The following is a 13,107-nucleotide window of genomic DNA, read 5'->3' as shown; positions in this document are numbered from 1 at the left end:
GTTTATAGCCGATAGATTTGCACGGACCGGCCATTTTGCAAGCCAATGGTCAATGGAAAAAAACCTTTCTGATCGCCTTTATCGACGATGCCAGTCGTCTTATTACTCACGCCGAGTTTTTCTACCACGACAGTGACAACAAAAACACAAAGGCGAAGCCGTAAGCGGGGAACTCCAACCATTGTAAAGTCACGGGTGTCCCCACTCAGCGATATTTGTGGTTAATGTAACGAACATAGTAACGTCCTAGCGACTGCATCAATCGACTAACACCATCACTTGTTTTAGGCGTCATTAGCAAATGGACATGATTGGTCATCAATACATACGCATGCACTGATACTTTCAGCTTTTGGCTATACTCTTCTAATTTGGATAGATAAACCTTGTAATCTTGTTCCTCAAAAAAACAAACTTCACGGTTGTTCCCACGTTGAATCACATGTTGAGGGACACCTGGAAGGTTTAGGCGAGGTTGTCGAGCCATATTCATCACCAAGAATCATTCATGACAATACTATACCTATCTACCATAACAAAATCAAATACTCTGACCCCATTGATTATGACAATGCAGTAATTGCTCAAAAAGCGGGGGTAAATAAAACTTATTCTGTTTTATTTATAAAATGAGTCAAGTCGGGGATTTTTGATAAGTTTTGAATTCTGTCTTTGAGAAAAGCCAAGAATGATATTTGATGGCGTTGACAGGTTTTCTTGAGTGATAAAAAGGTATCAATCGCATCCCGTCCATCATCACTTTTTGTACAACCGCTTATTTTCCGTCGCTTCACATACTCTCGAATATCTGATTCACTCATATTATTATGCAAAGGCACATGCGGCTGCTCCAAACATTTAAGCAATTCGTTTTTCATATTCAACAAGTGGGCTAATTCATTATTAATGACCTTAAATTTTTCGACTGGCTGACATAAATTATCGAATCTTTTCCTGAGTTGATATTTTCTTTGATACGATAGTGTATTTCCGTTGATACATTCTTTTAACGTTCGGTATAGTTTCCAAAACTGTTTGAGTTTTTTATCTTTCTGGCCGATTTGCCTCTCATTTTTAGGCAATATTTTTGTTAGTTTTCTTTCTGCATGCACCCAACAAGCAGCATTTCGCCCTAGTTCAAACTGCTTGGCTTCATCACTCAGAATAACGAGTGTAGAGGGGAATACAGCTTCAGATAAATGACCTATCATTGCTGCTTCGACTAACAACTTATCCGATGTCTGATTAAATGACCCACATCTGAGATAATTAATAAGCTCATTTTTACTGGAAAATGCGATATTATTGTTGAGTTTTAATTGAATTTCTATTCTATCCCGATCGAAATTCGAAAATTGCTTTTTTGTACATAGATAATCAAAAGCTGCCTGATTGAGCTTGTAACCGCTATGACTTGTTTGCAAAACAGATAAAAAATTTGATTTGCTTTTACTTTGAGATGTTTTGAAATAGGCAAATTTTTCGTTACCCAACTGAGTGCAATAACCATTTTTCCCTTGATGCCTGGCACCTGTATCATCAACTTGAATGTAATCACTATTTTGAATGGCTGATGAGAGTAAAGATTCTTTTTCAGCATGCCAATCTTGTTTTTTCTTAGTCAGTAAGTTAGAAAGTTGTCCAGAAGAAATAGAAATACCAAGTTCGCGTAACTGATTAAGCAACAGTGGCTGAGTGACATGGTTGTGGTAATACTGATAAAGAATAAATTCGCGGAGTGAGGGGCCAAAATGATTGCCTCTAATTGCTGCTGGCAATTCACCTAACAGATACTCGCCTGATGGTAATTGCCAGCGTTCACGCCGATAACAATGGTTGTGAACCTTAATTTCAATATCCTGAACATAATAGTCTTTAAATCCCTTAAAAATGGAACCTTCAGGAAGGACATCAATTTTAATAAGATGGGTCTTGGTAATTTCTAATTCCGATTTTTTAGGGTTCTTAATGACTGTACGCTTTTTTTTAGCGGCTTTATAGACTTTGTCGGTAGAAGCAATGACACTTGGTTTGAGTCGTGGTTTTTGGGCGCGCCCAGCTAATCGAGCATTTTCTGATTTGAGCAACTGATTCTCATCATAATAGCGTTGAGCCATATCTTTTAGAACACTAGCAACATGATAAAGATGGCACTCATAACGTGAACTACCATATTCAGGTTCCAAATTATCAGACACACAGATCAAGCCATCTTTAACAAAGACAAATTGATTGGTGCCACTGTTACCGTCTGAAATAAAATCATCCATCTGATTATTGTGCTGGAAGATAAATGTTTTTAATGTGATCTATTTTAGGTAGTTAACTTGATCTATTTCTGATGTTCTTGTGATCGATTGCTTACAATTTACCCCCGCTTTTTGAGCAATTACACAATGCATTCAGTCAACGATATTACCGGGAGGTTGACGTATGATAAAAGCGCTCTTGGGGATTACGCAGGAACCATTCAGTCGTCAAGTTTCATCCCTGTTACCACAACAACAAAGTATGATGGACATGATAAAAGTCCATGCGTCTCAAGGAGGATTTTCTGTTATTGTTGGAGAGCCAGGTGTTGGCAAAAGTGTACTTCGAGAACACATTGAAAAACTGAATCAGGAAAGAGAATTTGTCGTTGCATCCTGTACAAGAACATTACATACTTACACTCAGATTATTCGCCAGTTGGCTGAGTCATTTAAAATAGAGCCTTCTGAAAAACAGTTGGAGAAAGAGTTGATTCAGACTGCGTTTCATCACGCACGTGACCGCAAAACCGTTTTCACTGTGATTGATGAAGCTCATTTGCTGGATATGTCGGTGCTAAAAAAATTGCGATTGTTGTTTGATCGCTTTCCCAAAAATCATAACCTGATTTTATTGGGGCAGCGCGATTTATTTTATTTTTTATCCATGACAGTCAATCGTGACGTCAAGAGCCGGATCACTTATTCGCAAACACTCTTGCCTTTAAATGACAATGATTTAAAAGGTTTTATCGTGAATGAACTGGCAAAGGTTAAACTCGGTGCAAACTGTTACAATGAAGACGCGACCGAATTAATCTGTCGCTCTGCTCAGGGGAATTTGCGATTGTGTCGTAACCTTTGTTATGCCTCACTACTTGAGGCAGCAAGAGAAGGTAAAAAAATCGTTTCATTAACTCACGTCAATAATGTGCTAATACAACCTCATTGGCGATCTCATGAGGAGTTAATCAAACAACAAGCACAATAATCAATTCCCAACCCCATCGAAAGCTTACTGAGTTCAGTAAGCTTTTTTACGATCAGCTTTGGGAAAATGTTCGGCGACAAATTGGAAAAACAAAAATAGGACTCGACGGTAAACTGGGAATTCGATTAAACTTTAACCAAAATTATACGATGGAAATTTTGGGAAAAGTTTCAACGGTAAATTGGTAATCTACAATTGGTAATCTACACCTGGGCATCTTCATGATACAACGGAGCGCCCAGAATACTGTTTTGGGTGGCCATATTAATATCCTCCAGCTTCACTAGCGCGGTAGGTTGGGTTCGTTTTTTGAACCCAACGAAAACAAGGAAAGGCTGGTTTAAAAAATATAAATCATTTTTTATTAAACCAACAAACGTTAACGGCCTTTCAATTAAATGATTCTTTTCAACCAATAATGTTGTTGGGTTGATAAAGCCAACCCAACCTACCGGGCTGGCTCGCTTACTCTGGGTATTATTACAAAAGCAGGAACACTATGTTCCTCGATTTGAAAATTGATAATGGTTTTTTAATTGATTCAATTGGGAAAAGTTTAAAACAGTCAAGATATCATTTTTTAACTCATCAACATTGGTTGATTCTATGATGTGAAACGGTTTTTCCGACCGGCTCAAAGTCTGATGGGGACTTGGTACAATTTATTTAATACCGTAGGGCTGTTGAAGACGAGTCGGTACGGAATTCATCAGGGGCCGAAGTTTAGTTAAGATAATGTAATTTCCCAGATTACCGTCGAACAATCCATCGTTTTTTTACCAATTTACCGTCGTCCTCTAATTTTTCGTTATAACGCTAATTCGGTAAATTAAATTTCTCTGTAGAATTTTGACTTTTTTACAATCGGTTAATTTTTATGCAGGTGTTTTTTTCTTCACTTTTTGAGCTTGAGTCTTTCTCTCATCGTCTAAAATCTATTCCACAGAGTAATGCCTGTCAGTTTTGCCTTAAAAATTGTGAGTGGGTTTCGCACGGTTACGTTTATAAACAACTGAATTATCAGTTTCGAGCGATTGTTGGTAAGCGTATTTTATGTAGTAATCGAGGTAGCCACTTGGGCTGTGGTCGCACACGGCAGCTTTATCTCGACGTCGTACTTCCTCACAAGCATTATCCGCTGCAAACTCTGCTAGCTTTTGTTATCGCGTTGTTTGACGGTCTGCCTATATCTAAGGCATGGCATGGCGCTGTGGGCCACCATCGAACGGAGCCTCGTCAGGCTTGGCGCTGGCTTAACTCGCTTATGTCAAAGTTGGCGAACATACGGAGCTTGCTGCAAAGAACCTGTCAACCTTGCTCGCCCTTTAACAGTCGACGGCTTGCGTTATTACTACCCACGCTTCAAGCGTTGTTTGCATCTCAACCCCATTTGCAACGCATCCAAAGTCGTTTACAAATGTCATTGTTAGCCTAATCAGTTTTATTGGTTTACCTTTTTATGCGCGTTTATTTGCCGCCTTGATCGACTTCAAGCGAGTCAATCAACACTGCCACAAACTTTGTCACTCGAATCGCTTCGTTGCTTACTTTAGTCTCCTCGCTCCATTTTTTACCGGAGATATTTCTATGTCTGAATATTCTAAAAGACCACCACTTGAGATCCGCCTTAAAGTGCTGGCCGCGGTTGACTACGCACCCGGCAATAGCATTCGTCAACGTGTCCAGGCCGTTAGTTCACAAACCTTTTTTGAGCAAACTTCAGGCAAGCACTATCGCTTTACCTGGCGTACGATTAGTACCTGGTTGTACCGTTATAAAAAAAATGGTGTAACCACGCTTGAGCGAAAAGTTCGCGCCGACAAAAACACTCAGCGTAAAGTCTCTTTATCACAACTTGCTGAAGCGATTAACGAGGTATTACCCTCGCTACGACAAAACAAGGTCGGTCAAATCCCCAAAAGCACCCTCTATCGCTGCTTGCTGGAGCGCAATTATTTCTGTCGTCAACAACTAGCGCCTACAACTTTTTATCGCTTAATTCGCGATAATAACCTGCTGAGCAAAGAGACCGCGGAGAAGCTCCGTGTCGCTTTTGCTATGCAGTACGCCAATGAGCTGTGGCAGGCCGATACCATGCACGGACCGGCCATTTTGCAAGCCAATGGTCAATGGAAAAAAACCTTTCTGATCGCCTTTATCGACGATGCCAGTCGTCTTATTACTCACGCCGAGTTTTTCTACCACGACAACACCGAAAACATGATTGAAGCCTTTAAAAGCGCCTTGTTTAAACGCGGTAAACCAGAGCGACTTTACTTCGATAATGGTTCCAATTACAAGTCGAAGGAAATACTCCAGGCTTGCATCAGGCTCAACATTCGTCTCTCTCACGCTCCCGTTCGCGATGGGGCCGCCAAAGGTAAAATCGAACGCTTTTTTAGAGGGTTTCGTGATCGCTTTTTAGTCGTTAATCATTCGTTTAACTCGCTTGATGAACTCAACCAGAAAACCACAGACTGGATAGAAAGCCACTATAATAATCAACCTCACCAAGGCATACAAATGAAGCCTCTGGACAGGTTCAACCTTGACCATGCACGCATTCATTACCTACTTGATGATGAATATGCCGACGAAGTCTTTTTTGTTGAAGAAGAGCGCAAGGTCAGCTCGGTCAACATATTTTCAATCCATGCGCAAAAGTTCGAATGCCCTGTCGATTTACGCGGTAAAACGATTCAAGTGCGTTTTGATCGCTCGCACAAAAATCGTTACGTACTCTACTACCAAAACCAACGCATGGGCGACGCCCTGCCACTTAACCTTTACTTTAACGCTAAGCAACCGCGTCAAGGAGTTTCACAATGATCAATGCTATCTTCGGCATTAGCCAAACACCGTTCAAACGTGAAAAACTTAACCTACTACCACAACAACAACGCATTGCCGACATTATTAAAATTCACGCGCAGCAAGGCGGATTTTCGGTAATCCTTGGTGAGCCGGGGGTCGGCAAAACCGTATTGCGAGAGTACATCGAGCGTCTTAACAATGAACGCGAATGCACCGTTGTCTCCTGCTCGCGCACCCTGCATACTTATCGGCAAATTCTCTGGCAACTGGCTGAATCTTTTAAAATTGAAACCAGCGAAAAACAGATTGAAAGCGACTTAATTCAAGCTGCCTTCGCGCAAGTGAGAGAGCGTAAAACCTTATACATTTTGATTGATGAAGCGCACTTACTCGATTTATCGGTGCTAAGAAAATTGCGTTTATTGTTCGAACGCTTTCCTAAAAATCATAACCTGGTGCTACTGGGTCAACCGGAACTATTACACTATCTATCACTCAGCACAAACAAAGACATTAAAAGCCGAATCACCTACTCTGCCAGCATTAAACCGCTTAATGATGAAGATATGGAGCGCTATATCGTCAAAGAATTGGAAAGTGCCAAGCTAGGCGTTAACACTTTCGACGAAGCTGCAATGGCCTTAATTATTCGCTCAAGTGAGGGCAACTTACGGCTCTGTAGAAACCTGTGTCTAGCCAGCCTTATCGAAGCGGCGAGAGAAACAAAAAAGTTGGTGACAATTACTCATGTTAATCACGTCCTCGTGCAACCGCATTGGCGATCGCACGAGGAATTGATCAAGCAGCAAGTCTCTTAATCAGAACTTCCAACGGCACTTTATAATGCTCGCTACGCGAGCATTAGAGCAAATTTTTACCGAGGGCGAAAGCCCTTTTTTTATGCAAAAATTGTTTTAAAAAAGTTATCCACAAAGTGTTCGATGACAATTTGGTACAGCGTACGACAATAGTTTGGCAAAGCTAAAATAGTGTACGACAATAGCGCGGTAAAACTGCTCAAATTTTAGTAAATTGTATGACGTATAATTTAGTAAAAAGTATGATGGTAAAAAAGTAATCTACACCATTGTGTGCCACTAAAAGCAGTAGGCAAACCTTCAACCTGAGTGGAAATCATCCGACCAAAGTCATCGTAAGTGTAAGTGGTTGTCAGCTCATTCACATCTTTACTGGTGAGCACCTGTCCGGTGGCACTGTCATAAGTATGGGTGGCTTCCGGCGTACCATCTCCCCACAGGCTATTAAAGGTTTTCGCCACAAAGTAACCATCAGCAGTATATTCAAAGGTCTTTGAACGCACGCCCTGGATATCATGGTTGGTACCGCCATTACTGCTGGTGGTGACGGTCTCCACTTGACCACTCGTTTTAATCGCTGGGTTACGCCTTTGGCTAACCCAGCCTACCGAGCTGTACCAACTTATACAGCCGTAAGGTGTACAACTAAAAGAAAAAAACGCACCGAGTTGATGCGTTTCAAGTCATACTTACTCCATCTTATTTTATCTAATCTGGCGAGTGGATATATTGAAAAGAAATGCCAGCTTCCTCAACAATATTACTGACAACATTGTAAAAATCAATTGCCTCCTGAACCAATACATATTTGTAGAGTACTTGTATCACTTTTTTTCTATCAATTGCATTGGGATAAGCATCATAAATTTCACCTGACTCAATAAAAGCTAAATAATTATTAACCTTTTCTTGTAACTTCAATAAATGACTCTCTACATCTCCCCAATCTAAGTGATCTGTAATAGTTAACACAACTTCATTGGTTGAGTTATCAGTATTGATTATATCGATCTTATTACTTTCTTCTATTGACATATTTAAGTACCTAAATTATTGAGTTTTGGGCCTCACTACTTCTACTTTTGTTGGTGGAATTTTTGTACCACCAGGAAATCCCGGTTTTCCTTTACCTACAACAGTAGCGCCTGACTCAGCTATTTCTGGAAAAGCTTTTTTTTGATTTTTGGTTAAAGGTGCCGTATCCGATGATTTGCACTCAGTACATTTTATTGTACCTTTAGTATCTTTGCTAACTATATCTAATCTAGTTTTAACACCTTTTTTCGTTTTTACAGTTATTTCCCTTGCAACATCTGAATTATTAGGATCAGCTTTAATTTCTTTAGCTTTTTTTTCCTCAAACTCTTTACCTTTTAGCTTATTCTTTTCAAATAAAGCCTTTCTTTTCATTGCCTGTTCAATTTTAATAGCCTGCCTAGCTAATATCTTCTGAGCAATTCTTCTATGTTTGCCATCGGGATCGGTATATTTATACGGATTATTCGCTACATATAAATACCGATTAAATGAATCAACCTCACCAGTAAACCCAACCGGATCATTGGAATAAAACCTCCCAATCAGTGGATCATAATACCGCGCCTGCATATAGGTTAACCCTAAATCGGTATCATTTAAATGTCCAGTGTAGCCCACATCATTTTTAGGCGTTTCTAACGTTTCCCCAAAAGGTTTGTAACGGGTGCGTGAAATCACGCTCCCTTGCTCGTTAGTTTCCATAATGGGCGAGCCCAGAATATCGGTATGAATATAAGTCACTTCTGACTGGGCGGTGAGTGGTAATAAACTTATCAGTAATAATAAACTGCTTAATAATTGTTTCATTCTCAATCCTCCTTAAAATTCATCTGACAAAGTTTTAACGGCGCTATAAGGACCACAACCTTTAGTATTACAGGCTCTCACCTTAAACTTTCCTGTGCGCTCACTCGTTCTTGGTCTATAGGAATAATATTGATTACTGCCAGAGTAGGCTTTTTTCCATATTTTATTGCCACTTCCTGACCCCGGCCCACATAAAATAGGCGGGCAGCCATCTTCTGCTTCTCGCATTAATTCATAATACGTAATTTCGTCAGGATTAGGGTATTGCCAATTCAAATTGAATGTACATCGTCCAAAGGCACAATTTATATCGCCATTGAGCGTAGGGGCTTGAGTTGGCGGAATATTAGTATTGCCTCCCACAGCGGTGTTATCTTTAGCCACTAACGTTTGACCAAGATAAATATAATCATTTTTTTGACCATCGACTTCTCGGTAATAAAGCTGACCAGCTTGGCTATACAGACTGTAGGTGATTTTTCCTGAAGCAGTTTTTTTAATCAATCGACTATGACCATCGTAAAGATAGCTATTGCCGTTAGCTTGCGTCAGTTGATTCGCACGATTAAAACTTAAACCATACTGACCGTTATGTTTAACATTACCGCGTGGGTCATATTGGAAATCACGGTTAACACTGCCACTTAATCGGCTTAACTGATTCTTGGTGTTGTAGTGATAGGTGAGGTCTTGACTGCCTAACACTTTACGCTTGATATTACCTAAATCATCATACGCCAGATAACCAGTTCCCCAAGCTCCCTTGGCACTGACTAAACGATTTAAACCATCAAAGCTTAAATCAATGTCATTACTTCGGTTTATATAATCATCAATCGCATTCACGTTATCGTTATAATCATAACCGTAGTCTTGGTGGAGTAATTGACTGCTGCCTTTTTTCACCATGACTGCATCGGGTCTTTGGCTCGTATCAAGCGACATGGAATGAATCAGGCCATTACCAAAAGTCAATTGTTTAACCTGACCATTCGGATGATAAGTGGCTGCGCTTGCATAAGTGCCTGCTTGAGTGGGTTGACCTAAGGCATTCGGTGCAAAGGCCACTATTCTTTGTGAAGGATATTTCACTTGAGTGAGATTTCCTAATGCGTTGTAACTGTAATCCAAAAGGAAGTTTTTGCCATCAACCGTGAGTTGTTCAAAATCTAGATTACCCGCACTATCATAAGCATAATTCCAAACATTAGCGCCTGTTGCTAATTGGGTTAACGCCCCATTTTCATCATAGGTGTAAACTTTGTCCGGTGCACTATCCGGATAGTTTTCTAAGGCAATCACATCCAGATTATCATAACTCATCTGCGTTTTTTCACTGGCTAATACACTCGATGCATCACAAGTGGTACTCGAACCGGAGGCATTTTCAGCGCCCCAAACCATTTGTCGTTGCGCATTGTAACCATAAGCCGTGTTACCCGTTTCCGGTCTGACTTTTTTGCACAATTGATAATAACCATCATAAAAACGTTTTTCAGTTATCCCGCCTTGCGTAATCGTTTCTATCTGACCGAATAAATTATAACTCATGCTCGTGGAGACATTTTCCGGTGATTCAATGAGCGTGGCTCTCGATTGACTGGGTGCACCAAACGCTTGATATTTTGTGGTTGTTTGATTGTTTTCTGCATCCGTCACACGTACTTTATTTTGTGCCAGATAACTATAACTCGTGGTCGCATTATCGGTATTACGCGTCACTGATGTGGTTCGCCCCAATGCATCATAAACCGTTTGCATTCCTTTATCGGCAGTTAAACTGCTTGAAGGAAATGATGCAAAGGTTTTTCGGTTTTGAAAATCATAAGCCGCTCGATGATAGCGAGTGGTGGCCGTATTCGTCTTATCCAGTTCACGCGAAAAAACTAATCGGAACAAACCATCATGATAATTTCTTTTTTCAAAATCACCTCGGGTAATGGTTTGTTTCATTTGACCCACTTTAACGCCGCTGCCGCTAATCCCATCATCCGCAGTGGTCACCGTTTGATAGCTAATGGTGGTATCCGCCCACTGAGTATCAACCGGATCAACTTTGGTCAGCCAACCAACCGCGTTATATTGATAGTTGGTTTTATTGCCTTTGAAATCCGTGGTGCTTTTAGTGGTGCCATCATCGTTGATTTCGAGTAAGGCGATTGTGGTATTGCTGGTACTGCCATTGGCGGTACTACACGCTGAATTTTTTGAGCAAGGCAAAGTGATTTTTTGTGCTTTACCGCGTTTGTAATTCTCATAAATTTCATAACGATTACTACCGTTATAATCAATTCGTTTCACATTACCATCGGCATGGTAGTCTGTGTTTTGACTTATCCAACGTCCCATGATTTTGCTTTGATAAGGTAAGGATTTTTTACTCCCGCTAGTGTAATAACTGGTTTCTTTATAAGTCACCCAATTGATATTATCACTGGACGCTTTTCTTAATGTCGGTAAGTTTAAAATCCAATTGCCGTGGTCTTGCAAGTAATCTACTTGCAGATAACGCGCTGCTGATAAAGTATTTGATTCCTGCCACTTTTCCACCGCACCGTATTTATTAAACTGCGTATTGGTGGTGTAGTATTTATCATTATGAACATTATCAATGATGGTGCGTTTGGCCAGGTTAGCGCGATATCGAAAAGGGAGTGTATTTTCATTATTCATTTTAGGATATCCAACATGCTCGCCCTGTTGATATTCATTAATGACCGTTTGCAGTAGGGTTGACCCATTCGTATCAAAATATTCAGTCGCAATATTCAACCCATCAAACACGCTACTCCAATCACGGTTGTAGTAGTAACGCATTTTACTGCCATCCGGTGAAGTCACGGTGGTGGTTTTATAATTCACCGCGTCAACCCCCGCAGGTAAATTAGTGATGTTAAGCTTTTCCGCAACACCCGCCGTTTCATCTGAAAAGGTGCCTTTATTACTGGAGTAGGAATAAAGCCATTGCATTTCATTAATTTGTGGGCCATTTAATGTTTTTTTAACCAAAGAAAAGTTGGCAAAACATTTAGGGATAATTAATTGACCCGGTGTACTTCTCAGTCTGGTTACCTGAGTACGGCCATGTAAGGTTTCTTTAACATGATATTGGCCAACAACCCCATCCGGGTGCGTAATACTCCCTGTCACTTCGGCCTCTCTTGGTCCCGAAAAAAGACAACGGTCATTGTTACTAGAAAGCAGCTTTTCTTTACCTAGATTATAAAGACTATACTGCCAAAAACGACCGTCGGGTAAAGTCACTTTGCTGAGTGTTTTATCCCACTGGCTTCCCACGTAACCATATTGCCAGGTTTTGCCATTCGCTTTAATTTGGGTGATTAAAGTGTTGTTATCGGGATCGGTGTATTCTAATGTAATTTCTCGCCCATCATTGGCTTGAATCTTGGTTAATCTTGACTGAGTATCATAGGTGTAGTTAACAAAATTATTAAAGCGATCTTCAACTTTAGTGACTAGCATGTAGCCTTGATATTTAAATCCCTCTTTGGGGTTAAAAGGGACTCCAGGTAATATTTTTCGGTGGGCAAACGTGTAGGTTTTACCATCAGGCGAATGCGCTTTATAACCTTCACCAATTTTAGTGCCTGACGCATTCAAACGGTCAACACACTCAATTCGCCAATTGCTTTTCGTCACTCGTGTAAACTGATTATATTCTTCTGGTGATTCTATCAAAACATCAGAAGGCTCTAATAATTTATCGTTGATAACACCGGGAATATTCAATGAGTCACCATTCCAATACTGATAACTCATCATGGGGTTACCATTGAGTGTGGTCGGGCCCGGGTTTAACGCCCCGGTACATTCCTTATTTAATCCCCAGGAGCCCGTATATTGCGTGGTTAGCTTTAAAAATAAAGTTGTATGAATATGAGGAATATCGAGTTGCCAGTCCCCCATTTCGCCTTTATTCATATCAAAGAATCGTGCTCCACGAAAAACTCTTTTAATCGAAACATCCAGACTAGAGTTACCGGGTATTGTGATGTCCGTTTGATGAAAGCTGATTGAGCCCGAATTCATATCAATTCGTTCACCTAACAAGTCAACGGTATGCGGGGTAATATCTTCAGAAACATTTAAACGTTCTAATATATTTTTATCAACTGCTTGGTCAAAATCCTCGGGAGGATCATCGGGCGCAGCAACCAGTGAAGCCACCGTCGTCAAAAGACTCAAACCTATTGAGACATTCATTAATTTCCTAATTCGCATAAAAACTCCTGTTTAAATGGTAAACAATCAAATCACTTGGTTGATTTAATTGTTGTTTGTTCAGTTTAAAATTCAATGGGGTTAACAAGGTCATCACCTTAACCATTGACTGTCTCAAATGATGAGGCTAAACGCTTTTTCGGTATAT

At 40.3% G+C, this 13,107-nt stretch carries 10 protein-coding genes; 4 read left to right on the top strand and 6 right to left on the bottom strand.

All coding sequences use genetic code 11. The features are described from left to right. Positions 1–205 precede the first annotated feature (205 nt). Together ACT5E3_RS07385 and ACT5E3_RS07380 are read right to left on the bottom strand one after the other, a co-directional pair. Positions 206–487: a transposase gene (locus ACT5E3_RS07385; protein WP_444997656.1), complete on the bottom strand. Its 282-nt coding sequence runs from the start codon at positions 485–487 to the stop codon at positions 206–208. Between the two features lie 121 nt (positions 488–608). Beyond that, the gene (locus tag ACT5E3_RS07380; protein ID WP_444996831.1) at positions 609–2,270 is read right to left on the bottom strand and encodes an IS66 family transposase; all 1,662 of its coding nucleotides are present in this window, start codon (positions 2,268–2,270) and stop codon (positions 609–611) included. A gap of 163 nt (positions 2,271–2,433) precedes the next feature. Between ACT5E3_RS07380 and ACT5E3_RS07375 the strand changes: the two genes are divergently transcribed. The 4 genes from ACT5E3_RS07375 (at position 2,434) to ACT5E3_RS07360 (ending at position 6,872) form a co-directional block, all read left to right on the top strand. Then, positions 2,434–3,240 (top strand): ExeA family protein, encoded by an 807-nt coding sequence (locus ACT5E3_RS07375; protein WP_444997559.1) that lies wholly within the window; start codon positions 2,434–2,436, stop codon positions 3,238–3,240. Positions 3,241–4,117: 877 nt separating this feature from the next. Next, the gene (locus tag ACT5E3_RS07370; protein ID WP_444994431.1) at positions 4,118–4,675 is read left to right on the top strand and encodes a hypothetical protein; all 558 of its coding nucleotides are present in this window, start codon (positions 4,118–4,120) and stop codon (positions 4,673–4,675) included. A 152-nt stretch (positions 4,676–4,827) separates the two neighbouring features. Beyond that, a complete protein-coding gene (locus tag ACT5E3_RS07365) occupies positions 4,828–6,069 on the top strand; it encodes a DDE-type integrase/transposase/recombinase (protein ID WP_444994432.1) in 1,242 nt (413 codons plus the stop codon). Beyond that, on the top strand, positions 6,066–6,872 hold the full coding sequence (locus ACT5E3_RS07360; protein ID WP_444994433.1) for an ExeA family protein: 807 nt from the start codon (positions 6,066–6,068) through the stop codon (positions 6,870–6,872). The genes ACT5E3_RS07365 and ACT5E3_RS07360 overlap by 4 nt, the downstream gene beginning before the upstream one ends. A 230-nt stretch (positions 6,873–7,102) precedes the next feature. On the opposite strand, the gene ACT5E3_RS07355 is transcribed toward ACT5E3_RS07360, so the two are convergent. The 4 genes from ACT5E3_RS07355 to ACT5E3_RS07340 all read right to left on the bottom strand — a co-directional run bounded on the left by ACT5E3_RS07355 (position 7,103) and on the right by ACT5E3_RS07340 (position 12,959). Continuing rightward, positions 7,103–7,375: an RHS repeat domain-containing protein gene (locus tag ACT5E3_RS07355; RefSeq protein WP_444997655.1), complete on the bottom strand. Its 273-nt coding sequence runs from the start codon at positions 7,373–7,375 to the stop codon at positions 7,103–7,105. 205 nt (positions 7,376–7,580) lie between these two features. Next, positions 7,581–7,907, bottom strand: a complete 327-nt coding sequence (locus ACT5E3_RS07350; RefSeq protein WP_444997654.1) for a DUF6572 domain-containing protein — start codon at positions 7,905–7,907, stop codon at positions 7,581–7,583. A 15-nt stretch (positions 7,908–7,922) separates the two neighbouring features. Continuing rightward, complete coding sequence (locus tag ACT5E3_RS07345) at positions 7,923–8,717, bottom strand: RHS repeat domain-containing protein (protein WP_444997653.1); 795 nt, start codon at positions 8,715–8,717, stop codon at positions 7,923–7,925. A 12-nt stretch (positions 8,718–8,729) separates the two neighbouring features. Then, positions 8,730–12,959, bottom strand: a complete 4,230-nt coding sequence (locus tag ACT5E3_RS07340; protein WP_444997652.1) for an RHS repeat domain-containing protein — start codon at positions 12,957–12,959, stop codon at positions 8,730–8,732. Positions 12,960–13,107: the final 148 nt, after the last annotated feature.

The sequence above is a fragment of the Aliikangiella litoralis genome (genome assembly GCF_052495765.1).
This window is presented reverse-complemented; position numbering and strand designations above follow the sequence as displayed.

What these genes read in the sequence shown, in the direction of transcription:
- ACT5E3_RS07340 (WP_444997652.1), bottom strand. Translation starts at nt 12,959, where the DNA reads ATGCGAATTAGGAAATTAATGAATGTCTCAATAGGTTTGAGTCTTTTG.
- ACT5E3_RS07350 (WP_444997654.1), bottom strand. Translation starts at nt 7,907, where the DNA reads ATGTCAATAGAAGAAAGTAATAAGATCGATATAATCAATACTGATAAC.
- ACT5E3_RS07345 (WP_444997653.1), bottom strand. Translation starts at nt 8,717, where the DNA reads ATGAAACAATTATTAAGCAGTTTATTATTACTGATAAGTTTATTACCA.
- ACT5E3_RS07380 (WP_444996831.1), bottom strand. Translation starts at nt 2,270, where the DNA reads ATGGATGATTTTATTTCAGACGGTAACAGTGGCACCAATCAATTTGTC.
- ACT5E3_RS07370 (WP_444994431.1), top strand. Translation starts at nt 4,118, where the DNA reads ATGCAGGTGTTTTTTTCTTCACTTTTTGAGCTTGAGTCTTTCTCTCAT.
- ACT5E3_RS07365 (WP_444994432.1), top strand. Translation starts at nt 4,828, where the DNA reads ATGTCTGAATATTCTAAAAGACCACCACTTGAGATCCGCCTTAAAGTG.
- ACT5E3_RS07360 (WP_444994433.1), top strand. Translation starts at nt 6,066, where the DNA reads ATGATCAATGCTATCTTCGGCATTAGCCAAACACCGTTCAAACGTGAA.
- ACT5E3_RS07385 (WP_444997656.1), bottom strand. Translation starts at nt 487, where the DNA reads ATGGCTCGACAACCTCGCCTAAACCTTCCAGGTGTCCCTCAACATGTG.
- ACT5E3_RS07375 (WP_444997559.1), top strand. Translation starts at nt 2,434, where the DNA reads ATGATAAAAGCGCTCTTGGGGATTACGCAGGAACCATTCAGTCGTCAA.